The sequence below is a fragment of the Halopseudomonas pertucinogena genome (assembly GCF_014646575.1).
Lineage (GTDB): Bacteria > Pseudomonadota > Gammaproteobacteria > Pseudomonadales > Pseudomonadaceae > Halopseudomonas > Halopseudomonas pertucinogena.
In genome coordinates, this window is sequence record NZ_BMNN01000001.1 from 854,760 (window position 1) to 878,253 (window position 23,494).

Genomic DNA, 23,494 nt, shown 5'->3' on the forward strand with positions numbered 1-23,494 from the left:
TGGAGGCAGGCTCGGTTTGGGTGGCCCTGGGCACACTCCGTAGGAGCCCCGACCTCGGGGCGATGGGGGCTGCGCCAGCAGCCCCGGTGCCCGGTGGGCACGCTTCGTACCGCCTTTACCCCGCCTGCCGCGGGCGCATTTCCTCCTGTGAGAAGTCGTCCACTTCGATCACTGCCCGCCGGGCTTCCCTGGCTTCTCTCACCAGCTTGGCTTCCTCTGGGCTGATCACGCCGCTTTCTGCGGCGACGGCGAGTTCGTCGGCATCGCTGTCGTGGTCCAGCTCGCCGGAACGGCGGGCCTTGGCCAGACGCTGTTCGATCGGGTCGGCCAGGATAATCTGTCCCAGACTGTGGTTAAGCAGGCCCGTCACATCCGTCGGATCTTCACTCACATAGCATCCATCCAGCAGCCGGTCCCGCATCGGGCCGGGTGTCATCAGCAGGCGGGCGACCCTGTGGCAGGTGAGATCGCTCGGCGGTTTGAGGCGCCGGCCGAGGGGGAAGATGATCACCCGGAGTGCAATGCCCACGGCGCGGTCGGGGAAATTCAGCAGGATCTCATGCATCGCCTGTTCAATCTTCGCCAGCAGGTCTTCCACACCCCAGCGCAGCAGCGGCAGGTCTTCCACGGGGTCGCCCTGATCGTGATAGTGCTTGAGGCAGGCACTGGCCAGATAGATGTAGCTGAGCACATCCCCGAGTCGGGCGGACAGCCGCTCCCGGCGCTTCAGTTCGCCACCGAGCATCAGCATGCTGGTGTCGGTAAGCGTGGCGAAGGCGGCAGACAGCCGGCTGAGCTGCCGATAGTAGCGGCGGATATCGGCATCCCCGGCATGGGCGCTGTGGCGGTAATCGGGCGTCTTGCGCGGGCTGTCGTTGCCACTTCGTCGCAGGTTCCGGCGTCGGGGGCCATGGTCCAGATGGTCCGGCAACGGTGCCAGCCAGCCGGCGGTCAGACCCAGCAGCAGACTGCCTGCTGCATTGCCCAGCGCGTGGCCGATGTGCTCATACAGCAGCGCATCGAAGCGTGCAATGGCCTGCTGTTCGTCGGGATCCTGGGTGGCGAGCATCTCCTGCAGGACAAAAGGATGGCTGCGGATGGCGCCCTGACCAAAGATCATCATGCTGCGGGTGAGGATATTGGCCCCCTCGACAGTGATCGAGATGGGCACCGACTGGTAACCGCGGCCCAGGTAATTCTTCGGGCCCATGCAGATTCCCTTGCCGCCATGCACGTCCATGGCGTCGTTCATGCACTGTCGCATGCGTTCGGTGATGTGGTATTTGACCACCCCGGACAGCACCGCGGGCTTTTCACCCAGGTCCACCGCGCCCGCCGTCATGCGCCGCGCCGCGTCCATCACATAGGTGTTGCCGCCGATCCTCGCCAGGGCCTCCTCCACGCCCTCGAACTCGCCGATGGGCATGTTGAACTGCCGGCGGATGCGGGCATAGGCGCCGGTGGTCATGCTGGCCATCTTGGCTGCGCCGGTGCCGCCGGCGGGCAGGGAGATAGAGCGGCCGACCGCCAGACAGTTCATCAGCATCTTCCAGCCATGGCCGATCATCTCCTGACCGCCGATGAGATAATCCATGGGGATGAACACATCGGTACCGGAATTCGGGCCGTTCATGAAGGCCGCATTGAGGGGGAAGTGCCGGCGGCCGATCTCGATACCCGGCGTGTTGGTAGGGATGAGTGCCAGGCTGATGCCCAGTTCCTCCCGCTCGCCGAGCAGGCCGTCGGGGTCGTACACCTTGAAGGCCAGCCCGAGCAGCGTGGCGACCGGGCCGAGGGTGATGTAACGTTTCTCCCATGTCACCCGCAGGCCCAGTACCTCCTGACCTTCCCACTCGCCGCGGCAGACGATGCCCCGGTCCGGCATGGCACCGGCATCGGATCCCGCTTCGGGGGAGGTGAGGGCAAAGCAGGGCGCCTCCTGGCCAGCAGCCAGGCGGGGCAGGTAATGATTCTTCTGTTCATCGGTGCCGTAATGCAGCAGCAGCTCGGCGGGGCCAAGTGAGTTGGGTACCATCACTGTCGAGCCGAGGTCACCGCTGCGGCTGGCCAGTTTCATCGCAACCTGGGAATGGGCAAAGGCGGAAAAACCCTTGCCGCCATACTCCTTCGGGATGATCAGGCCGAAGAAGCCATTGTCCTTGATGAACTGCCAGACTTCTTCGGGCAAATCCTGCAGCTCGGTGGTGATCTGCCATTCGTTGGTCATCCGGCACAGTTCTTCCACTGGTCCGTCAAGAAAGGCCTGCTCCTCTTCGGTCAGTACCGGCTGCGGATAACTGTGCAGCCGGTTCCAGTCAGGCCGGCCGGTGAATATCTCGCCGTCCCACCAGACCGTGCCGGCCTCAAGCGCCTCGCGTTCGGTGTCGGAGATGGGCGGCAATACCTTGCGGAACCAGTGGAACAGGGGCGTGGTGATGCTGCGACGGCGCCAGTCGGTCATGTTCAGCGGGATGGCGACCCCCAGAAACAGTGCCCAGAGCAGCAGGTCGATGAACCAGTGCACAGGTCCAAGCAGGGTCATCGCCAGCAGATAGCCGCCGACCACCACGCTGGCATTCATCAGTCCGACGCGCTTCCACGCCAGTACGGCAATAATCAGGATCAGGCCCAGCAACCATAGCAGGGTCAACATGCAGCACTCCTTGGGGTCGAATTGGGAAACCACCCATCAGGATAGTAGCTGCCGCCGGGCTGTGCATTACTCCCCGAGAAAGCCCCCCGACTGCCTCGTCCACAGCTGCGCGTACAGGCCGCCGTGCCTTATCAGCTCATCGTGGCTGCCGTCCTCGGCGATCCGCCCTTCGTCCATGACGATAAGCCGATCCATCTCGGCGATGGTGGACAGCCGGTGGGCAATGGCGATCACCGTCTTGCCTTCCATGAGCTGATAGAGGTTTTCCTGGATGGCCGCCTCGACCTCCGAATCCAGCGCGGAGGTCGCCTCATCGAGGATCAGGATGGGCGCGTCCTTGAGCATCACCCGGGCGATGGCGATACGCTGGCGCTGACCACCGGACAGCTTGACGCCGCGCTCGCCCACATGGGCGTCGTATCCGCGCCGTCCCCTGGCGTCGCTCAGCTCGGGAATGAAGCTGTCGGCATGGGCGCTGCGCGCCGCCGCCAGCATCATTTCCTCGGTGGCATCAGGGCGACCGTAGAGGATATTGTCCCGTACCGAGCGATGGAGCAGCGAGGTGTCCTGGGTGACCATGCCGATATGCTGGCGCAGGGAGTCCTGGGTCACCTCCGAAATGTCCTGCCCGTCGATGAGGATGCGCCCGCTCTCCACGTCATAGAAGCGCAGCAGCAGGTTCACCAGGGTGGACTTGCCGGCGCCGGAGCGACCGACCAGACCGATCTTCTCACCCGGACGGATATGCAGGTTCATGTCCTCGATGACCCCGTGGCCCTTGCCATAATGGAAGCTGACCTGCTCCAGGCGGATCTCGCCGCGATCGACCTTCAGCTCGCTGGCGTCCGGTCGGTCCACGACCAGCTGCGGGCGGGAGATCGAGTTGATGCCATCCTGCACGGTACCGATATTCTCGAACAGCGCAGAGATCTCCCACATGATCCATTGGGACATCCCCCACAACCGAAGCACCAGACCCACGGCCACTGCCACGGCGCCCACGCCAATGCTTTCCTGCAGCCACAGCCACAGGGCCAGGCCGGTGACACTGGCCAGCAGCACTCCGTTGAGCAGATAAAGCGAGACGTTGACCAGCGTCACCAGCCGCATCTGCCGGTACACGGTGTCCATGAAGCCGGTCATGCCTGCCCGTGCGTGGGCGGCTTCGCGCTGGGAGTGGGAGAACAGCTTGACGGTCTGGATATTGGTATAACTGTCGACGATGCTGCCAGTCATGATCGAACGGGCATCGGCCTGTTCTTCGGCGACCTTGCCGAGCCGCGGAATGAAGTGCCACATCATCAGCCCGTAGCCGACAGCCCAGCCCAGCAGGGGCAGGATCAGGCGCCAGTCGGCCAGCCCGACCACCAGCAGGGTACCGAGAAAGTACACCGCCACGTAGTTCAGCACGTCGATCAGCTTGATCACGCATTCGCGTACCGCCAGCGCGGTCTGCATCAGCTTGGTGGAGATGCGCCCGGCGAACTCGTCCTGATAGTAGGTCATCGACTGGCGCAGCAGGTAACGGTGTATCAGCCAGCGGATGCGCATGGGGTAATTGCCCATCAGCGTCTGGTAGCTGAACAGCGAGTTGACCAGAATCAGCAGCGGCAGCAGGCCCATCACCACCAGGAACATGCCGGTGAGCTTCCAGCCTTCGTTCTGGATGAAGGTGCTGCGGTCCTGATTGGACAGCCAGTCGACGATATTGCCGAGGAAGCTGAACAGCCAGACCTCGGTGATGGCAATGCCGGCCATCAGCAGCGCGGCGGCGGTGAGGTAGGGCCAGGACCCCCGCGTGTAATGCACGCAGAACGCCAGCAGCTTCTTCGGTGGCTGGGTGGGCTCTTCGGCAGGGAAGGGATCAAGACGACGTTCGAACCAGCGGAACATGGGGGCAGCCTATGGCAACAGCGAAGGCCCGCTATTATGCGCGCTGGCTTGCACCCTGCTCAAGCGAAGGAGCAGCGGATATATGACGTGCGGCGGGAATTGGCCCACAATGGCAGCACCGATGAGAGGTGATCATGTCCAGGTTGCTGGTTTGGTGGAGAAAGTTGATGGGTGGACGCGAAACCCTGCTCGAACGACGCAGGGACGACTACGGAGCGCTGCGCATTACCGAGAACGGCGAGGGGTACCGCTTTCTCTATTTCGGTGAGCTCACCGAGCAGAGCTGTGTCCATGTTGCCGACCCGGCCTGGCTGGAGTACGACTATACCCGGGCCATGCTGCTGGGCACCTGGTGGGCGCGCCCCCATCCGGACATGACGCTGCTGGGGCTCGGCGGCGGCGCGCTGGCCAACGCATTGGTCCGGCATTTCGAGCCCTCCCGGGTGCAGATAGTGGAGCTGCGTGAAGAGGTGCTGGCGCTGGCGCGGGAGTGGCTTGGGCTGAGCGACGACCCGCGGCTGCAGGTTCACATAGGGTGCGCCGAGAAGTACATCGGTAATGCGCCAGCCAGCTGTGACCTGCTGCTGGTCGACCTCTATCTCGAAGGCGGGCTTTCACGCCTGCAGCTGCAGGCGGAGTTCTTCCGCAAGTGCCAGCAGGCGCTGCGGCCCGGTGGTGTGCTCGTGATAAACCAGTGGCAGATGGGCGAAACCGGGCTGCCCTATGCGGCGGCCATGCTGGCCGACCTGTTCGGTGACCAGTTCCTCCAGGTTCAGGTGGAGGAGGGCAACATACTGTTGTTCGTGCCTGCGGTCGGCGAGCCGCCGCTGCCGCTGGACAAACCGGCCATGCAGGCCTGGGCCGTCGGGTTGCAGCCGCGGCTGGGCTATTCGCTGGAGCCCTACATCACGAATCTGCACCGTGCCGCCGACGTACTGTCCCGCCACGATATCGGCTAGCCGACGACCTGCCGCTGTCCGGTGAAGTGCAGCGGGTCACCGCAACGCCGGCAGCTGTAGCGTCTGCCCCGGCGCACCAGTGCATGACGCTGGGGCGTGAAGGGGATGCCCTCGGGGCAACCACAGCGGTACAGATAACGGGTGCCGCGTTTCTGCGGCACCGCATAGTCATGACATCGATTGGCTGGCAGGCCGAACAGGCCCGTCATCAGACCCTGCCATTCGCGCCCGTGTGGGCGGATACGGCCGCCATACAGCGCTTCGGCCAGCAGGTGCGCAACCTCATGCGGCACGGTCTGCTGCAGAAAATCCTCTCGATTTTCGCGGTAGAGCTGGGCATTGAAGCGCAGCAGGTTGCGCTGAAGGTAGGCCACGCCCGCCTTCTGCCCGCGCAGATCCAGACGCACCTGGGGACGTTCGAACGAACGGTTGAAGTGCTGCTCGGCGAGCCGGTAACACTGCTCGAGGCGATACATGATCTGATCCATGGGCGGCATTATACGGGGCTGCCAGCCAGACGGGGAGTGCCGGCAGGCGAGCGATCAGAAAATGCCGCTGTCCAGCCCGGCGGCCATGTACAATCCCAGCTCCTCGGCCTGGTCGAGAAAACCCGGCTGCCAGTCTCCACGCAGTACCAGCGGGTCCTGGGCCCAGCTCCAGCGCAACCCGGTGACGATGGATTCGATGGCCCGGCGGGTGCCTGTGCCGTCATGGCCGGCGCGGATATACAGCGCGCAGGGCATGCCCTGTTTGCGCTCCAGCACCGGATAGTAGCAGCGGTCGAAGAAGTCCTTGAGCGCACCGCTCATGTAGCCCAGGTTCTCGGTGGTGCCCAGAATGATGGCATCGGCCTGAAGTACGTCATCAGGCGTCGCTTCCAGCGGGGCGACCCAGCGCACCTTTACGTTCTCGATGGTGGATGCGCTGGCACCACGCAGTACGGCATCCCTGAGCCTGGCGGTATTATCCGAAGGGGCATGGGCGACCAGTAACAGCTGTCGTGCAGACATGAAGACACTCCTCTGGAAAGGGGGCTGGCCAGTGTAAGGGTTTGTGTCCGGAAATGGCGAGATCGGCGATCCTGATATAGCTTGTTCTGGTACCACTTGCTGTTTCAGGGGCCTTGCATGCTGCGGATTGTTACCACCATCAGTGCCTTGCTGACGGGCATTGCGCTGTTGCTGATGGGCACGGGACTTCTCAACACACTGGTACCCCTGCGGGGTGATGCCGAAGGATTCTCCGATCAGGTACTGGGGCTCTTCGGCTCGGCCTACTTTGCCGGCTTCATGCTCGGCACCTGGGTCTGCCCGCGCCTGATACGGCGGATGGGGCATATCCGCGCCTTCGCCTTCTTTGCCGCCGGCACTGCCGCCTGCATCATCCTGCATGTAATGTTCGTCAACATGCTCTTCTGGATGCTGCTACGGCTGGCCACCGGTCTGGTGCTGGTCGGGGTGTATACCTCCATCGAGAGCTGGCTGAACTCCGGTGCGCCCAAGGAGCGGCGGGGGCGGGTGTTTTCCGTCTACATGCTGGTGAACCTGGGCGCCCTGGCCCTGGCCCAGCAGCTGCTGCAATTCAGCAACCCGCTGACCAACCTGATGTTCGGCGTTGCCGCGTTCTTCGTGATCATTGCCGTGATGCCGGTGGTGGCGACCCGACTGCCGCAGCCGGAAATTACCGATACACCGGGCCTGTCCCTCAAGCTGCTGTGGGCAGCGGCACCGGTGGCCTGCGTCGGTGCGGTACTGGTCGGTCTGGCCATGGGGGCGTTCTGGGGTCTGGCTGCGATCTACGCCGCGCGCATGGGCATGAATACCGGCCAGATCGCCACCTTCATGTCGCTGGTCATTGTGGGCGGGGCGGTATTCCAGTGGCCCATCGGCATGATCTCCGACCGGATCGATCGGCGGCTGGCGCTGGCCCTGGTGTCCGGCCTGGCCGCCTTCGGTGGCGTGCTGATGGTGGTACTGGCCTCTACCGCCAGCGGATTGCTGATCGGTGCGCTGATCTTCGGCGCGGGTTCCTTCGCCGTCTATCCCACCGTGGTGGCACACCTGATCGACCATCTGCGCAAGGAAGATGTGCTTGCCGGCAGCGCCGGGATCCTCCTGCTGCAGGGGATAGGCTCGGCCATCGGCCCAGCCATCGCGGGCTGGCTGATGGGGGTCACCTCGGCCTTGTCACTGCCGCTGTACTTCGCCGCCATGTTTGCGCTGTGCGTGGCATACAGTCTCTACCACTGGCGCATCACCCGCCAGCGCATCGTCGAGGAGCCGGCGCACCAGATCCCGATGGTTCAGACCTCGCCGGAGGTGCTGGAAATGGCGCTGGACGAGCAGAAGCCGGACGAGGAGTTTGCCGAAACGGACGCCGAGCAAGTGCAGCTGGCCACAGGCGGGCCAGTCGCACCTGCAGAGGATCGGTCCTCGAAGGTCTGAACGACAAGTCTGATCTATCGGATGGAGCGTGGCGGTACCGCTTACGGCGCCGCGCGCCTCACTTCCTGTGTTAATACCTGTTCGCTATCACCCCGGGCAGGCAAAACGCGAAACACTCTAACAAGTCTGGATTAAATTTACATTAAATTGACTATAGTCAAGGTCAGGTGGTGCGGCAGGATGTCGCAGAGGGGCCGGCTGCCGGATAATAACAATCAGGAGGTCAGACCATGATCCAGAATGTTGTAGGGCTATTTACCAACCCTGACCGCGCATGGCGTACCATCAGGGCAGGGGAGACGACCCTCGGGCCCGTCTATCTCGCGCACGTGCTGGTGCTGGCGGCCATTCCCGCGGTATCGGCCTACATAGGCACTACCCAAGTCGGCTGGACCATAGGGACGCTGGAGTCGGTGAGGCTGACCCAGGCCAGCGCACTGCAGATGACCGTCCTGACCTGGCTCGCCATGCTTGCTGGTGTTGCCGTGATGGGTGCCTTCATCCACTGGATGTCCCGCACCTATGATTCCAATCCGACCCTCAGCGAGTGCATGGTTTTCGCCGCGTATACCGCGACGCCGCTGTTCATTGCCGGGCTGGCCGCGCTCTACCCCAATCTGTGGCTGGCCATGTTCGCCGGTACCGCGGCCATCTGCTACACGACCTACCTGCTCTATCAGGGTATTCCCATCTTCATGAACATCCCCACTGAGGAGGGCTTCCTGTTCTCCAGCTCGATATTGGCGGTGGGGCTGGTGGTGCTGGTCGGCATGATGGCCACCGCAGTAATCTTCTGGGGGCTGGGCATCGGCCCCATCTACATGCGCTGAACCAGTCGACGCGGGCCAGGGACGGCACGCGAAGACGAGTGCATATTCTTCTGCGCGGTGATTACCGGTAGAATGCGGCGTTTTGCGCAGCCCGGGTTCCCGCCATGTCCAGCTTCAGTGTCAATCAGAACAAGCTTCAGAAACGTCTGCGTCGACTGACCGCCGAAGCCGTCACCGATTACAACATGATCGAGGACGGAGATCGCGTCATGGTCTGCCTGTCCGGTGGCAAGGACAGCTACACCATGCTCGACATGCTCATGCATCTGCAGAAAGTGGCGCCGATCCGCTTCGAGCTGGTGGCAGTGAACATGGACCAGAAGCAGCCGGGCTTCCCCGAGCATGTGCTGCCGGCCTACCTGAGCGAGCTGGGCATCGATTACCACATCCTCGAGCGGGACACCTACTCCATCGTCAGGGAGAAGGTGCCGGAGGGCAAGACCACCTGTTCGCTGTGCTCGCGGCTGCGGCGCGGCAATCTCTATACCTTCGCCGACGAGATAGGCGCGACCAAGATGGCGCTGGGTCATCACCGGGACGACATCGTCGAGACCTTCTTCCTGAACATGTTCCATGGCGGCAATCTCAAGGCGATGCCGCCCAAACTGCGTGCCGATGATGGGCGCAACGTGGTCATCCGTCCGCTGGCGTACTGCAGCGAAAGGGACATCGAAGCCTATTCGCAGATGCGCGGATTTCCGATCATCCCGTGCAACCTCTGTGGCTCCCAGGAAAACCTGCAGCGCCAGGTTGTCAAGGGTATGCTCCAGGCGTGGGAAAAGGAGGCGCCGGGCCGGATCGAGAACATCTTCCGCTCGTTGCGCAACGTTCAGCCGTCCCAGCTGGCGGACCCGAAGCTGTTCGATTTCGCCGGGCTGAAGGTGGATGATGATGCAACGCCTCGCTTCGTCAACGTGATGAATCTCTGAGAAGAGCTGCCGGGACGACACATGCGCGATTATCGTTGGCTGGAAGAGTACTGCCTTAACCGCTTCGGCTCGCGCCAGGCACTCGAGGCGCGTCTGCCTGTAGCACGTTCCGCCGACGAGCTGCGGGCATTGGGGGACGACCGCTATCTGTCGATGCTCGCGCTGCGGGTATTTCGCGCCGGCCTGAAGCACAGCGTGGTGGATGCCCGCTGGCCGGCATTCGAAGAAGTGTTCTTCGGCTTCGATCCCGACAAGGTGGTGCTGATGAGTGCCGAACATATCGAGCGGCTGATGCAGGACCGACGGCTGATACGCCATCTGGCCAAGCTGCGCAGCGTACCGCGTAACGCGCAGATGGTGCTGGACCTGCGACAGGAGTTCGGCAGCATGGGCAACCTGATAGCGGACTGGCCGGCGCAGGACATTGTCGGCCTGTGGCGGATGCTGGCAAAACGGGGCAATCAGCTTGGCGGTCTCTCGGTGCCGCGCTTTCTGCGGATGGTCGGCAGGGATACCTTCGTCACCACGGCAGATGTACTGGCCGCGCTGGTGGGCATGGGGGTGCTGGACCGACCGGTTGCAACCAGCCAGCGGGATCTGGCCACGGTGCAGCAGGCCTTCAATACCCTGGCAGACCAGAGCGGCAGGACCTTGGGTCAGCTGTCAGCCATGCTGGCCTTTACCGTGAATCATTGAGTTACGCCAGATTCCTGCTGCGTCCGTTCAGGACTTGACCTCAACCTGTTGACCGTGCAAGGTATTCGGGTCTTTTCGTCAGGGTTGGGGCATGCGTCCATTTCTTCTTCCGCTGTGTATCCTGGGGCTGGCAATGCTGGTCGGTTGTGCCGGAGCGCCTCGGACAGCCTCGGTTGCACCTGCCCCGGTACCGCAAAGCCCTGTACCGGCGACAGCATCCCATGACGAACTGCTGTTCCATGCCTTCAGTCTGGTCGGCACCCCCTACCGCTGGGGCGGCAGCTCGCCGGAGACCGGCTTCGATTGCAGCGGGCTGATCAATTACGTGTTCCGTGAAACCGCGGGGCTGAGCCTGCCGCGCACTACCGCCGAGCTCAACCGGCTGCCCAACACGGCGCCGACCAACGCCTTGCTGCCCGGCGACCTGGTGCTGTTCTCCACCCGCGGCAAGCGGGTGGACCATGCCGGCATCTATGTCGGTGACGGGCGCTTTCTGCATGCGCCGAGCAGCGGCGGGCGCGTGCGCATCGATGATCTTCAGGCCAGCTACTGGCAGCGCAGCTTCCAGAGCGCCCGCCGGGTGCTGGATCACTGAGCGGCCGGCCGGCTTTTCTCAGATCGGCTGGACGCGGTCCTGCAGGCCACCATTGCTGACCAGTTCGAGGAACTCGTCCCCCAGCCGTTTGCTCTCGTCCATTGCCCGGCGCCAATATGACTCGCGCCCCGCATCGTCATTGAGGAAGCGACGGTAGTCGCGCCGATCCGGCAGCTTGCCGTAGGGCAGGCGGGCCAGGTACGCGGGCGATGGCGCCACCAGCAGCACATCGCCGATCTGTCCCGCATTGGCCTTGCGCCAGGGCAGCGCCTTGTCAAACCAGCCCGGCACCACCCGGTCGAGGAAATGCGGATAGAGCACCACCCCCGGCGCCCGCCAGGGCAGGTCGAGGTGATAGTCCAGCAGTCCGCCGTCACGGTACACGCCCTGGGACGCGCCGGGGATATCCCGCACCGCTTCCATCACCATGGGTATGGAGCCTGAAGCCAGTAAGGCCGGGCGCAGGTTTTCCGGTGACAGGGGGACATGGGTAGTAACGAAGTCCTGCAGCTCCTCCAGCGGCGGAGGCAGGCGCTGATCATGGATGATGACGCGCTCGAACCAGCGCTTGAGATGACGGCGTCCGAGCAGGTTGGAACCGATGACCCCGCCCAGCCCCAGCCCGAGCTGGCGCGGTCGGTCGTGCTGCAGCAGGCGCAGGGATTTCACCACCATGATGTTCAGGCGATAGAGCGGGTTGCTGAGAATATGCTCGTCCTGGCCGTCCAGCAGATCGTCCAGCATCCGCGAACAGCGCAAGCTGATGTCCGCCACGCTGATCCCCTTGGGGAAGCGCTGGCGGGTATACAGTTCGCCGAGGCGTTGCAGGCCGGCAACCGGGTCCTCGGTGCAGACGCTGGCAAACCGCCAGCTGCCGATGGATGCGCCCACCAGGCTGCGCGGCTGCGGTGCCTGCGGCAGCCAGTGGCCGAAGACTGCCATGTCCAGACCCTGGATGCCCAGCGCCTTCGGCCCGCCGGCGGCACCGGGAATGAGGTGGATGTCGGCGGGCTGCAGCCCGCCCTGACGAATGTGCTCGAACGCGCGGCTCCCGGCGCGTAAGGTGAGTGCGGGTTCAGCGATGTGTATGGCGACCATGTATTTTCCAGAGCAAAACGGCAAATCCGTTGTCTCAAGTTTGGGTTCAGCTTGTTTTAAGCCTGAATTCAGCTTGCCCATCTAGCATTGCAAGTGTCTTCAAACAACGGAGCTTCATGATATGAAAAAACTTATTGCGCTGTCTTGTGTTGCACTTCTGGGTATGGGATCGACTGCGGCCTTCGCCGACGATGATGTAGGCCGTGAAGAAGCAGCCAAGCTGGTCGAGCAGGGTACCATCCAGTCCATCGAGAGCCTGGAAGAAAAGGCGCTGTCGATCAAGCCGGGTACCATTACCGACCGCGATCTGGAGCGCGAGGACGGCCGTTACGAGTACAAGCTGGATATCGATGCTGACGACGGCACCAAGTGGGAAGTCAAGCTGAATGCGGCCACCGGCGAAGTCATCAAGACCGAGCAGGATGACTGATCTTCAGCGTCTCCTGAAGCCAGCCGCCTTGTGCGGCTGGTTTTGTATCGGCCTGACGGGCCTCGGCGCATCGCTCGCCAGCGCCGATGAAATTGACCAGGACGAAGCCCTGGCGCTGACCGAGCGGGGGGCGATACTGCCCCTGCAATCGCTGATTGCCGATGCGCTGAAACGCTACCCCGGCCGCTTTCTCGAAGCGGAGCTGGAGCGGGACGACGGCAGTTACATCTACGAGCTGGAAATCGTCACCAGGGATCGGCGAGTCATTGAACTGGAATATGATGCAGCAACCGGTGCGTTGCTGGATGTGGACATAGACGAGGATGATTGATGCGGCTGCTGCTTGCCGAGGACAATGTTTCGCTGGCTGACAGCCTGATGCGGGACCTGCGCCAGGCGGGATACGTGGTGGACTGGCGCGCCGATGGCCGGGATGCACAGTTGCTTGGCGAGCAGGAGCCCTATGACCTGTGTGTTCTTGACCTCGGCCTGCCGGGGCGTGGGGGCCTGCAGATATTGCATGCCTGGCGCGAGCAGGGGTTGAGCATGCCGGTACTGGTTCTCTCTGCCCGCAGCAGCTGGGCGGAGCGGGTGGAGGGTCTGCGTGCCGGTGCCGATGATTATCTAGGCAAGCCCTTCAGTACCGAAGAGCTTCTGTTGCGCATTCAGGGCCTGTTGCGCCGCAGTCATGGGCGGGAACCGCAGCGGTTGCTGCGTGCCGCCGGCCTGACGCTGGATGAAGCCAGCCAGCAGGTGTCCGGCCCCGGACTGGATAACGTGCAACTGTCCGCCAGCGAGTTCCGCATGCTGCGCTGCTTCATGCTGCATGCCGGTCAGCTGGTTTCCAAGGCCCGGCTGGCTGAGCACCTGTACGACAACGAAGCCGAGCGCGACTCCAACGTCATCGAGGTACAGATCAATCATCTGCGACGCAAGCTGGGCAGGCAGGCCATTGAAACCCGCCGGGGCCAGGGCTACGTGCTGGTCGGGCTGCCTGAATGAGGTCCATCAGCCGCCAGCTGGGCAGCGGTCTGCTGCTGGTGATGCTGATCACGGTGCTGCTGGTCGGGCAGGGGGCCGTCTGGCTTTTTGATCGGGCACTGCGCGATTACCTGGGCAGCGACCTGCAGCGCGAGAGCGATGCCCTTCTGGTGGCCATGACTCCCACTCCCGGCGGGCTGATGCTGGACACGACGCGGATCGGCCCTGACTATCTGCGGCCGTTCTCCGGCCGCTATTTCATTATCGAAAGCCACCACCAGCGCTGGCGCTCCCGCTCCCTGTGGGACGAGCGCCTGCCGGCGGTGAATGTGGAGCAGCACAACAATCAGCTGGTGCCGGGCCCAGCCGGCCAGCAACTGCTGATGCGCTCGCAACATTTTCGTCGGGCGAGCCAGCCGGTGACCATCACCGTGGCGCTGGACTATCAACCATTGCTGCTGGCATTCCAGCGTGCGCGCAACTGGTTGTGGGGGCTGGGTGGTATTGCCGTGCTGGTCAGCCTGCTGCTGCAACATGCGTTGCTGCGCCGAGGGCTTCGACCGCTGCGTGCGGTGCGTACCGAGCTGGCCGAGTGGCACGCCGGCAAGCGTCTGGAGCTCAGTGACAATGTCCCGCTGGAACTGTCGCCGCTGGTGCGGGAGATCAACCATCTCGGCGCCCAGGTGGAGCAGATCATCCAGCGTTCGCGCAAGGGGCTGGGCGACTTCAGCCACGCGCTGAAGACACCGCTGGCGGTAGCCGAGAGCCTGCTGAACCGGGACAGCCTGACGGCGGAAGACCGGGTGCAGCTCCAGCGCCAGTTGCAGGATATCCGCCGGCAACTGGAGCGGGCGTTGCAGCGCTCGCGCCTGGCGCCGGAAAGCCACAGTATCCAGCGTTTCGACCCGGCGGAGGATCTGCCCTGGCTGCTCGGCTCACTGCAACAGATACATGGTGCAGAGGTGGAAATCCTCCATCCGCCGCTGGCGATGGGCCGACCGTGGCCTTTCGAGCGTGAGGATATGCTCGAGCTGCTGGGTAATCTGCTCGACAACGCCTGCAAGTGGGCTGCAGGCCGGGTGCGCCTGGACTGGGTCTTGTTGCCAGACGCACTGCAGCTGCGCGTCGAGGATGACGGGCCGGGGATCAGCGAGCAGGACCGCCAGCAGGTACTCGGGCGCGGTACACGGCTGGATGAAAGCGTGGCCGGCCATGGCCTGGGGCTGGCAATTGTCGGTGATCTGGTGGACGTCTATGGAGGGAGCCTGGAGCTGCTGGAGAGCGACCTGGGTGGGTTGGCGGTGCAGGTGACGCTGCCGGTGGCACGCCGGCAACCGATAGACTGATGTCTGGGCGGAGCAGGGCGCGGCAGCGCCCTGCCCAGGCCGGGATCAGAGGACCATTGCCGCGACCCAGCCAAAGGCGATCAATGGCAGGTTGTAGTGCAGAAAAGTCGGCACCACGGTGTCCCAGATGTGGTTGTGCTGACCGTCAACGTTCAGACCGGCGGTCGGGCCCAGTGTCGAGTCGGAAGCAGGCGAGCCGGCATCGCCCAGCGCGGCAGCGGTGCCTACCAGCGAGACGATGGCCAGCGGACTGAAACCCAGCTGCATGGCCAGCGGCACATAGATGGCAGCGATGATCGGCACTGTCGAGAAGGAGGAGCCGATGCCCAGGGTGATCACCAGGCCGACGACCAGCATCAGCAGGGCCGCCAGCGCCTTGTTGTGGCCTATGTATTCGGCCGAAGTCTGAACCATGCTTTCGATGTGCCCGGTGGCCTGCATGACCGAGGCGAAGCCGTTGGCGGCAATCATGATGAAACCTATCATCGCCATCATCTTCATGCCCTCGGTGAACAGGTCGTCCGCCTCGCGCCAGCGCACCACCCCGGAAAGGGAAAATACGATGAAACCGGCCAGGGCGCCCATGATCATCGAGTTCAACCACAGCTGAATGGTGAAGGCAGCCACAATTGCCACCAGCGCTACCAGCAATGTCCTGGGCGTGTACCTGACCTTCTCGGAGGCTTCGCGATCAGGGGCGGCCTTGGCCGGAGCGTAATTGCGGCCTCTGCGGTAACTGAAGAATGCCACGATCAGGCCGCACAGCATGCCCAGGGCCGGCAGCGCCATGGCCTGCATGACGCTGATACCGGTGGTGTCGAGGCCGCCGTCGCGCACGTTCGCCAGCAGGATGTCATTGAGAAAGATCGCTCCGAAACCCACCGGCAGGAACATATACGGGGTGATCAGGCCGAAGGTCAGGATGCAGGCAGCCAGCCGGCGATCCAGTTGCAGCCTGTTCATGACGAACAGCAACGGTGGGATCAGCAGCGGAATGAAGGCGATGTGGATCGGAAGGATATTCTGTGATGCCATGGCCGCCACCAGCAGCATGCCGAGCAGCACCAGACGCAATCTGCCGGTATTGCCGTTGCCACCGCTGTCGATCATGCGCAGGGCGCGATCCGTCAGGGCATGAGCGGTGCCCGACTTGGCGATGGCCACGGCGAAGGCGCCGAGCAGGGCATAACTCAGGGCAACGGTGGCGCCCTTGCCCAGACCGTCCTGGAAGGCCTGCAGGGTGGCATCCAGGGTCAGGCCGCCGAGCAGCCCTCCGGTCACCGCGCCAATGATCAGCGCCACCACCACGTGCACACGGCACAGGCTGAGAACAAGCATTACTGCAACTGCAACGACCACTGCATTCATGGATGCTTCCTCTGAAAAAATCGGCTGCAAGGATACCCGAGCGGGCAATAACGATCCATTCGCAACTGGCAAACTGACCGTTGCCGGTATCTTTCCGGCGACAATCTTGCATAATCAGCTGATTCCAACCCTGGAGATATTGATGTGATCGAAGGACAGCCGCTACCCCACTACCAACCCCTGATCGATACCGCGACGGGGCGCATTGCCGGTTACGAAGCGTTCGCGCGACTGCGCCGGGACAATGGCGAGGTGGTCAGTGCCGGCCCGCTGTTCAACAGTACCGACGTCGAGCAGCACGAGCTGTTGCAGCTTGATCGCACCGTAAGGCGCCTTGCGCTGGAGCACTTCCAGGCCACGCCGGCCGGTTTTCTCAGCCTGAACATCTCGCCGAAATGGCTGGCGCAGGTCAGTCTGGAGGCGCCGTTGCCCAGCCTCAGCCTGCTGGAAGAAGTCGGTCTGCCTGCCGAGCAGGTGGTTTTCGAGATCGCCGGCCTGGAAGGGGACCCGGATCGTTTGAAGGAGGTAGTGGCGCGCTATCACGAGGCGGGTATCCGGGTAGCGGTGGACGACTTCGGTACCGGTTATTCCATGCTCGACCAGGTCATCGCCCTGGAACCGGACTTTCTCAAGCTGGATATCCAGTTGTTGCACAGCGCGACCGGCGGCAGCCGCAACAGCTCCGACTTCGTCAAGTCCCTGGCGCTGGTCGCGGAAAAGAGCGGTTGCTGGATCATCGCCGAGGGTGTGGAGACCGAAGAACACCTGCATTTCGCACTGGATTGCGGCGCACGCTACGTCCAGGGTTACCTCTTTGGTGCAGCCCAGGAGAGCTTTGTGCCGGAAGATACCTTCCAGCCGCTGTTCTCCCACCTGCGCGATCAGTACGTGCAGAGCAAGCTGGCCGAGCGCGGTCGACTGCGCGAGTTGCGCCTGTCGTTGTCGGGCCTGTTCCGTGAACTGCGCGAGTGGCTGGACCGCGGCGGCAAGCCCGAACAGCTGCGTGCGCCGGCACAGTATCCCTGGCTGCTGCGCTTCTTCCTGTGCGACGCCTACGGCACGCAGATTTCACCGAACTACGAATGGACCGGCGAGTGGTGGCAGCAGGACCCGCGGTATCTGGATCACAACTGGTCGTGGCGCCCCTATTTCTACCGGATCCTGGCTGCGTCCGGAGAGGACAGGGTGATTCTCTCCAACCGCTACCGGGATGCCAGCAGCAACCGCCAGTGCATGACGTCGGGTCTGTTCATTGACGACGGTCGGCACCTGTTGCTGGTGGACATCGATGTAGGTCGCCTCAGACCCTGAAGCGTGCGAGCAGGGTGCTGATCTGCTCGCCGATCCGTGCCAGATGCTGACTGGCCTGGGCTGTTTCCCGGGCGCCGTCGGTGGTCTCCCGTGCCAGCTCCGCCGCTTCGGTCACGTTGCGGTTCACATCCTCCACCACGGTGGACTGCTGGGTGGTAGCACTTGCGATCGAGGCGTTGAGCGCCACCAGCTGCTGCATCGACTGGGCAATCTGCTCAAGGGCCTGGCCGGCCGCATTGACCTGCTCCACGCTCTGCTCCGAATAGCGGCTGCTCTCATGGATCACCTGCACCGCCGACTGGGTGTTGTTCTGCAGGCGGGTGATCATGTCGTGAATTTCCTCGGTGGACTTCTGGGTGCGCTGGGCCAGGTTGCGTACCTCATCCGCCACCACTGCGAAGCCCCGTCCCATCTCGCCTGCACGGGCGGCTTCAATGGCGGCGTTGAGCGCCAGCAGGTTGGTCTGCTCGGCGATGGCGCGTATCACGTCCAGTACGGTGGCGATCTCATCCGCGTCGGAGGAGAGCGTCTGCATATGGCCGACGGCGGTGCTTACGCTGGCGGAGAGGCGGTTGATCTGTTCTATGGTTTTGTCCACCTGCAGGCGGCCGTACTCGGCGCCTTCATTGGCGCTTTCCACCTCCTGGGCTGCCGCGTTGGCATTCTGGGCAACGTCCTGCACCCCGTAGGTGATCTCGTTGACGGCAGTGGCCATCAGCTCCATGCGCTCGGACTGCCGGGTCATGCCAGCCAGTGAGGCGTTGCTGATCTGGTCCAGCTGATGGCTGGCGCTGATCATCTGATTGGCGCCATCCCCGAGCTGGCCAACCAGCTTGCGAAGGGTGTCGGTGAAGGTATTGAAGTGCTGCGCCAGCAGGGACAGCTCGTCCCGGCCATTGCCGTCCAGTGTGCGGGTCAGGTCACCCTCGCCATTGGCAATGTCGCCCATTGCCTGGACCACCGTGTTCAGCGGCTGGGTGATGCTGCGGCCGATGACATAGATGAGCGCCAGCATGGCCAGCACAATGATGGCTACCGTGGCAAGGGCGCTGATCATCTGGCTGTGGAAGCGCTCTTCCATCTCGGTGAGATAGGTGCCGGTACCGATCATGTAATCCCACGGCTTGAAATGGGTAAAGGCCGCCAGGCGCTGCACGGGTTCGTCGACACCGATCTCTCCACCAGGCTTGACCCAGGCGTACTGGAAGTGACCGGTGTCCTGGAGGCGTGCCATATCGACCATTTCCTTGATCAGATTCACCGTGCCGGGCCTGTGCAGCGTGCTCAGATCCTTTCCTTCGGTCTCGGGAGCAAAGGGGTGCATGAGCATGACGTAGTTCATGTCATTGACCCAGAAGTACTCGTTGCCGTCGTAACGCAGCTGACGCAGCATGGCCAGGGCCTGACTGCGGGCTTCCTCGGGAGTGAGTTCGCCGCTGAGTTCCCTGGCATGGTAAGCGGCCATCAGGCTGCGGGCGGTCTCCGCAAGGTGGGTGGCCTTGGTGATCTCCGCCGTGTGGACTTCCTTGCGGAGATGGTTGAGGGACAGGAAAGTCAGTATCAGCAAACTGGCAAGGGCTACCACCAGAATCAGCCACAGGCGCTGGGTAATCCGCATTCGGCGCAGGAAATCCATTTTCGTCTCCACTTTTTCTTCTTGATAACTGCGATCGGCTACTGACGATCTACCTGCAGCCTTATCGGCAGCAAACGCCCATACTGAAGCCTTTTTTGCGCCTTTCGCCTGCCCGAAGGGCGTGCTACATTGCCGCCGCGCGGCGCCACAGGGCACTTTCCGCGGATGGTCCGGTCTATCTGTCTGTTTCAAACGGGATATTTTTTATGCAGTTATCTTTCAAAAGCCTTTCCCTTGCTGCCCTGCTGGGGCTGTCCGCCACGCCCCTGGTCGCCCTGGCCGGGACCCCGGAACCCGCCGAGCCGCCTGCCGATGCGGTATTGACCGAAGATGTCGAAGGGAAGGTGATCGTCGGCTGGATCGAGAAGGCGCTGATCCTGCCGGAGCAGACTGCCGTGAAGGTCAAGGTCGATTCCGGCGCCTTGACCTCGTCCATGCACGCCACCAACCTGGAGCGCTTCAAGCGTGACGGCAAGCGCTGGGTGCGTTATGACGTTGACGTCAAGGATGCCGATACCGGCGAGAACGTGACGATGAAGTTCGAGCGCCCGCTGTATCGTCAGATCACGGTGCGGGGCGCCGGTGGCGAGGATCACCGCCCGGTGGTCAAGATGCGCCTGTGCATCGGCAACCGTGTCTACGAGGAGCAGTTCTCCCTGCGTGACCGCAGCGACATGACCTATCCGGTTCTGCTGGGGCGCCGTACCATCGAGCATATCGGGCTGATCGACGTATCCAGTACCTTCCTGCTGCCGCTGGAATGCCCGGAGCAGGCCAGTGACGAGGAGCGCAGCCGACAGCAGCAGATGCAGCAGGACGCCACCCTGGTGGACGACAGCCGGATGGATGAGGCGTCCGAGCCGGAGGAAGAAGATGACGAGCAGGAGGGCGGCGAGTAAGGTCTACGCCAGCAACCACCCTGCCGCCGCCGTGGCCGTCACCACCAGCCACGGCGGCAGCTTCCAGAACATCAGCGCCACCAGTGCCGCCAGCGCCAGGGCAAAATCGCCGGGCCCGCGGATGGCCGTGACCCACATCGGCTGATACAACGCCGCCAGCAGCAACCCCACCACTGCCGCATTCACCCCGGCCAGCGCCGCCTGAACCCGCAGCTCATGCCGCAAGCGCTCCCAGAAAGGCAGTACCCCGATCACCAGCAGGAATGAAGGCAGAAAGATCACCACCAGGCACAGCAATCCGTTGAGCCAGCCGGGAAGCCCGGTATCCATCGCCGCGCCGAGAAAGGCGGCAAAGGTGAACAGCGGCCCCGGTACCGCCTGGGTAGCGCCGTAACCGGCGAGGAAGGTATCCACATCCATCCATCCGGCGTCGACCGTCTCCGCCTGCAGCAGCGGCAGTACCACATGGCCACCGCCGAACACCAGCGCCCCCACCCGGTAGAAGCTGTCGGTCAGGGCAACCAGCCCGCCGGGAAACAGGACCGCCAGCATGGGAAGACCCGCCAGCAGGGCGGTGAAAAGGAGCAGGGCGAAGGTGCCTGTGCGGCGGCTGACCGGCACTGAGAATCGGTCAGGCTGCGGGTCCGCCACAGGTCTGAACAGCATGAGTCCGACCAGACCGCCGGCCACCAGCACCAGCAACTGGCTCCAGATGCCGGTCAGCATCAGCACCGCTATCGTCGCAGCGGCCATGATGGTCACACGCTGCCGATCCGGGCACAGACTGCGGGCCATACCCCAGATGGCCTGGGCCACGACCGCCACCGCGACAATCTTCAATCCCTGGAGCACTCCGGGTGCAGGGCTGCCCTGGGAGATCAGCAGGCCGGCGAACAGAATGAGGGCAATGGCCGAGGGCAGGGTGAAACCGAGCCAGGCCGCCAGCGCACCCGCGTAGCCGGCACGGGTCAGCCCCAGCGCGATGCCGACCTGGCTGCTGCTGGGTCCGGGCAGGAACTGGCAGAGGGCGACCAGGTCCGCATAACCGCGCTCCGACAGCCACTGGCGGCGGACCACGAACTCGTCACGGAAATAGCCGAGGTGGGCGATGGGCCCACCAAAGGAGGTCAGGCCGAGCCGGAGAAAGATGAGAAAAACCGACCAGGGACTGTGATCGGCGACCGGTCGGGCAGGAGCCTTCACGAGAGTCGGCCTGTCACCACATCAGGTCGTCGGGAATCTTGTAGGCTGCGTAGGGATCATCCTCGTCCGGCTGTTCCGCCTCGACCCTGGCGATGATCACCGGCCAGTGGGGCGCGCGCTCCATGACCTTCTCGGCTGCGTCAAGGGGGATGACCTGAAACTTGCCGGACAGGCGGACGATGGCCAGTTTGCCGCGGCTGAGCCTGTCGAACTGCTCGTCGGTGACATGGATCTTCTTGATCTTGTTCTTCACCACGAACTGGTAAGCGGTCTCGCCGCTGCTGCGGTCCAGCACCGCCTGCTCGATGATCTGCCTGGCCTGGGCCTCACGCTCCTTGCGCGCCGCCTCTTCCTGACGCTGCAGGTTCAGCTGGCGATCACGCTCGGCCTTCTCGGCGCGGGCCTTCTCCACCGCTGCGGCGGTGTCATGCACCTTCTCAGGCGCATTTTTAGCCGCCTTCTTCTTGGCGCGCTGGGCCTGTTTGATTTTCTTTTCATCGACCAGACCAGCCTTGAGCAACTGGGCTTGCAGTGAATTGATCATGCGTTCGAGCTACCTGTGACAGCGGGAAAGTGAGAGCGCATTCTAGGGGTTCCGGGGTGACAGGGACAACCTCGGCGGCAGGCATGCCGCCTCAGCGGTCGCGCCCGCGCTCCTGAGCCTCCAGTTCCGCCTGCCGCTGCTTGATCTTCTTCATCTGCTCCTCACCGATGGGCATTTTGTTGGCGGTCTTGCGCAGCATGTACAGGCCGCCGATGACGGTGGCGATGATCACCAGAACGAAAATCCAGCCGATGGTAGACATGATGTTTCTCCCCAGACATGAGCTTCACTGGCAAGAATGGCTCAACTCTGCCGCGATGGCGAATAATCCACTCTGCAGTTGAACGGACCGGCTTGACTTGCCCGGACGAACGTATACAATGCGCGCCTGCTTCGATGACAAGTTCATCGGACAGATGCGCAGCGGTAGTTCAGTTGGTTAGAATACCGGCCTGTCACGCCGGGGGTCGCGGGTTCGAGTCCCGTCCGCTGCGCCATATCGAAAGCCCCTGTATCGAGAGATGCGGGGGCTTTTTCATTTCTGTCACGCCCTGAACTCTTCCACCTTCAGCACACTGATGATCCGCTGCTGGTGCCCGTTCCAGACATACTTGAAATGTCCCGCCTGAATCGGGACGGTGACGGCGGTAGGGCGCAGGGCGGCGATGCATTCGCCACCGGGATCACGCACGCTGCGGTAGAGCAGGCCGTGGCTGCCCTGTTTGCGCAGGCGCCTGGCTTCCTGCTGCGGGAAGCGGTAGGAGTCCGGGTCATGCAGCGCCGGATTGTCCCGCACGTCATGCATGGGCAGTGCGACGCGGTTGACGTACTGACGCATGTTCAGCTCGGTGTCCGGCTCGCGGGTGGCGGCGAGAAACCGCTCCCGGTGAAAGACCGTTTCCGCAATGGCGGTTCCAAGGTCACGGGCGCCGTAATACACCCCGTAGGTGCCGTCGGTGAAGCGGCTGGGTATGCCGATATGGGTGAAGGCGGCCATCACCGGAGAGGAGCCTGGCCCACTGACGCGCTCGGCAGGGGGCACCCGCCACAGCTCGCCGGCTTCCTCCCGCAACCGATCATTGGTCAGGGCTTCTATCGCGTAGACAATTTCCAGCTCATCCGGGTCGGCCACGGACTCGAACAGATCGATCGGTGGAAAATGGCTGGGCACCAGACGATGCAGATGTGGCCAGTCCGGCAGCAGGGTGGGGTACTCGGTCTTCAACCCCGCATCCCGTCCAGATAGCGCCGGACATCCGCCAGGTTGGTGATGCTGCCGCCGAGCATGACGGTCAGCGCGCTCTGATCGGCAAAATCGCTGTTGGGCTTTCTAGGCCAGGCATTGGCCTGTTCCTCGGTAGGGAAGAGCACCCGCAGTGCCTTGTAGATGCCCATGACGTATGACACCCGCTCCAGCGTGTCCCGGGACAGCACCGGCCCCTCGCCGTTTCGCCATTTGTAGAACGTGGAGTTGGGCGGGTCGCCAAGCAGCACCTTCTGCTCCTGGGGCTTGAGGCCCCAGGCGCTGGTGATGCGGAAGAAGACATTCATCGCTGTATTGGTAACCAGCCTTGGGTCTTTCTCCCGGAAGAGTTCTTCGTTTGCCAGCATATATGCAGCCCTCATTTATGCTGACAGAGTAGTCCCTGTGGGAATGTTTTGCAAAGTTTCTCCCTGCA

General features: G+C 63.1%; 24 protein-coding genes and 1 tRNA gene. 13 read left to right on the plus strand and 12 right to left on the minus strand.

Annotated elements, in window-relative coordinates; all coding sequences use genetic code 11:
• Positions 1-115: 115 nt before the first annotated feature.
• Entirely contained in the window at positions 116-2,650 is a 2,535-nt protein-coding gene (locus IEW63_RS04045; RefSeq protein WP_188635562.1) for an acyl-CoA dehydrogenase, read from the minus strand.
• Positions 2,651-2,719: 69 nt separating this feature from the next.
• A complete protein-coding gene (locus IEW63_RS04050) occupies positions 2,720-4,546 on the minus strand; it encodes an ABC transporter ATP-binding protein (protein WP_188635273.1) in 1,827 nt (608 codons plus the stop codon).
• A 167-nt stretch (positions 4,547-4,713) separates the two neighbouring features.
• Between IEW63_RS04050 and IEW63_RS04055 the strand changes: the two genes are divergently transcribed.
• Positions 4,714-5,505, plus strand: a complete 792-nt coding sequence (locus IEW63_RS04055; RefSeq protein WP_188635274.1) for a spermine/spermidine synthase domain-containing protein — start codon at positions 4,714-4,716, stop codon at positions 5,503-5,505.
• On the opposite strand, the gene IEW63_RS04060 is transcribed toward IEW63_RS04055, so the two are convergent.
• Positions 5,502-5,981, minus strand: a complete 480-nt coding sequence (locus IEW63_RS04060; protein WP_373288202.1) for a SprT family zinc-dependent metalloprotease — start codon at positions 5,979-5,981, stop codon at positions 5,502-5,504. The two genes, IEW63_RS04055 and IEW63_RS04060, sit on opposite strands and share 4 nt — an antisense overlap.
• 66 nt (positions 5,982-6,047) lie before the next feature.
• Positions 6,048-6,515: a flavodoxin family protein gene (locus tag IEW63_RS04065; protein WP_188635276.1), complete on the minus strand. Its 468-nt coding sequence runs from the start codon at positions 6,513-6,515 to the stop codon at positions 6,048-6,050.
• 117 nt (positions 6,516-6,632) lie between these two features.
• Here IEW63_RS04065 and IEW63_RS04070 point away from each other — a divergent pair, with 117 nt between their 5' ends.
• From IEW63_RS04070 to IEW63_RS04090, 5 genes are all read left to right on the plus strand, one after another.
• The gene (locus IEW63_RS04070; RefSeq protein ID WP_188635277.1) at positions 6,633-7,949 is read left to right on the plus strand and encodes an MFS transporter; all 1,317 of its coding nucleotides are present in this window, start codon (positions 6,633-6,635) and stop codon (positions 7,947-7,949) included.
• A gap of 230 nt (positions 7,950-8,179) precedes the next feature.
• The gene (locus tag IEW63_RS04075) at positions 8,180-8,779 is read left to right on the plus strand and encodes a Yip1 family protein (protein WP_188635278.1); all 600 of its coding nucleotides are present in this window, start codon (positions 8,180-8,182) and stop codon (positions 8,777-8,779) included.
• A gap of 104 nt (positions 8,780-8,883) precedes the next feature.
• Complete coding sequence (gene ttcA, locus IEW63_RS04080) at positions 8,884-9,708, plus strand: tRNA 2-thiocytidine(32) synthetase TtcA (RefSeq protein WP_188635279.1); 825 nt, start codon at positions 8,884-8,886, stop codon at positions 9,706-9,708.
• A 21-nt stretch (positions 9,709-9,729) separates the two neighbouring features.
• Positions 9,730-10,404, plus strand: coding sequence for a DNA-3-methyladenine glycosylase I (locus IEW63_RS04085; RefSeq protein ID WP_188635280.1), 675 nt, complete (start codon positions 9,730-9,732; stop codon positions 10,402-10,404).
• A 91-nt stretch (positions 10,405-10,495) separates the two neighbouring features.
• Positions 10,496-10,999, plus strand: a complete 504-nt coding sequence (locus tag IEW63_RS04090; RefSeq protein WP_188635281.1) for a C40 family peptidase — start codon at positions 10,496-10,498, stop codon at positions 10,997-10,999.
• Positions 11,000-11,017: 18 nt separating this feature from the next.
• Here the strand turns inward: IEW63_RS04090 and IEW63_RS04095 are convergent, their stop codons facing one another.
• Entirely contained in the window at positions 11,018-12,097 is a 1,080-nt protein-coding gene (locus IEW63_RS04095; RefSeq protein ID WP_188635282.1) for a patatin-like phospholipase domain-containing protein, read from the minus strand.
• Positions 12,098-12,218: 121 nt separating this feature from the next.
• On the opposite strand from IEW63_RS04095, the gene IEW63_RS04100 reads away from it, so the two are divergent.
• From IEW63_RS04100 to IEW63_RS04115, 4 genes are read left to right on the plus strand one after another with little or no spacing between them, the layout of a single operon-like run.
• Positions 12,219-12,527: a PepSY domain-containing protein gene (locus IEW63_RS04100; protein ID WP_188635283.1), complete on the plus strand. Its 309-nt coding sequence runs from the start codon at positions 12,219-12,221 to the stop codon at positions 12,525-12,527.
• Positions 12,520-12,858, plus strand: coding sequence for a PepSY domain-containing protein (locus tag IEW63_RS04105; protein WP_188635284.1), 339 nt, complete (start codon positions 12,520-12,522; stop codon positions 12,856-12,858). Before IEW63_RS04100 ends, IEW63_RS04105 begins: the two co-directional genes overlap by 8 nt.
• Positions 12,858-13,529: a response regulator transcription factor gene (locus tag IEW63_RS04110; protein ID WP_188635285.1), complete on the plus strand. Its 672-nt coding sequence runs from the start codon at positions 12,858-12,860 to the stop codon at positions 13,527-13,529. Before IEW63_RS04105 ends, IEW63_RS04110 begins: the two co-directional genes overlap by 1 nt.
• Positions 13,526-14,854 (plus strand): sensor histidine kinase, encoded by a 1,329-nt coding sequence (locus tag IEW63_RS04115; RefSeq protein ID WP_188635286.1) that lies wholly within the window; start codon positions 13,526-13,528, stop codon positions 14,852-14,854. Before IEW63_RS04110 ends, IEW63_RS04115 begins: the two co-directional genes overlap by 4 nt.
• A gap of 45 nt (positions 14,855-14,899) precedes the next feature.
• Here the strand turns inward: IEW63_RS04115 and IEW63_RS04120 are convergent, their stop codons facing one another.
• Entirely contained in the window at positions 14,900-16,222 is a 1,323-nt protein-coding gene (locus IEW63_RS04120) for a Na+/H+ antiporter family protein (RefSeq protein ID WP_188635287.1), read from the minus strand.
• A 144-nt stretch (positions 16,223-16,366) separates the two neighbouring features.
• Here IEW63_RS04120 and IEW63_RS04125 point away from each other — a divergent pair, with 144 nt between their 5' ends.
• Positions 16,367-17,533, plus strand: coding sequence for an EAL domain-containing protein (locus IEW63_RS04125; RefSeq protein ID WP_188635288.1), 1,167 nt, complete (start codon positions 16,367-16,369; stop codon positions 17,531-17,533).
• Here IEW63_RS04125 and IEW63_RS04130 read toward each other — a convergent pair.
• The gene (locus IEW63_RS04130) at positions 17,523-19,169 is read right to left on the minus strand and encodes a methyl-accepting chemotaxis protein (protein ID WP_188635289.1); all 1,647 of its coding nucleotides are present in this window, start codon (positions 19,167-19,169) and stop codon (positions 17,523-17,525) included. The two genes, IEW63_RS04125 and IEW63_RS04130, sit on opposite strands and share 11 nt — an antisense overlap.
• 206 nt (positions 19,170-19,375) lie before the next feature.
• Between IEW63_RS04130 and rloA3 the strand changes: the two genes are divergently transcribed.
• The gene (rloA3, locus tag IEW63_RS04135; RefSeq protein WP_188635290.1) at positions 19,376-20,068 is read left to right on the plus strand and encodes a retropepsin-like aspartic peptidase RloA3; all 693 of its coding nucleotides are present in this window, start codon (positions 19,376-19,378) and stop codon (positions 20,066-20,068) included.
• Between the two features lie 3 nt (positions 20,069-20,071).
• Here the strand turns inward: rloA3 and chrA are convergent, their stop codons facing one another.
• The 3 genes from chrA to IEW63_RS04150 form a co-directional block, all read right to left on the minus strand.
• On the minus strand, positions 20,072-21,271 hold the full coding sequence (gene chrA, locus IEW63_RS04140; protein ID WP_188635291.1) for a chromate efflux transporter: 1,200 nt from the start codon (positions 21,269-21,271) through the stop codon (positions 20,072-20,074).
• Positions 21,272-21,284: 13 nt separating this feature from the next.
• Entirely contained in the window at positions 21,285-21,815 is a 531-nt protein-coding gene (locus IEW63_RS04145; protein ID WP_188635292.1) for a DUF2058 domain-containing protein, read from the minus strand.
• Between the two features lie 91 nt (positions 21,816-21,906).
• Positions 21,907-22,077, minus strand: coding sequence for a DUF2897 family protein (locus IEW63_RS04150; protein WP_188635293.1), 171 nt, complete (start codon positions 22,075-22,077; stop codon positions 21,907-21,909).
• Between the two features lie 158 nt (positions 22,078-22,235).
• Between IEW63_RS04150 and IEW63_RS04155 the strand changes: the two genes are divergently transcribed.
• A tRNA-Asp gene (locus tag IEW63_RS04155) sits at positions 22,236-22,312 on the plus strand.
• 47 nt (positions 22,313-22,359) lie between these two features.
• Here IEW63_RS04155 and IEW63_RS04160 read toward each other — a convergent pair.
• Positions 22,360-23,040, minus strand: a complete 681-nt coding sequence (locus IEW63_RS04160; RefSeq protein WP_188635294.1) for an RES family NAD+ phosphorylase — start codon at positions 23,038-23,040, stop codon at positions 22,360-22,362.
• A complete protein-coding gene (locus IEW63_RS04165; protein ID WP_188635295.1) occupies positions 23,037-23,426 on the minus strand; it encodes an MbcA/ParS/Xre antitoxin family protein in 390 nt (129 codons plus the stop codon). Before IEW63_RS04165 ends, IEW63_RS04160 begins: the two co-directional genes overlap by 4 nt.
• Between the last annotated feature and the right edge of the window lie 68 nt (positions 23,427-23,494).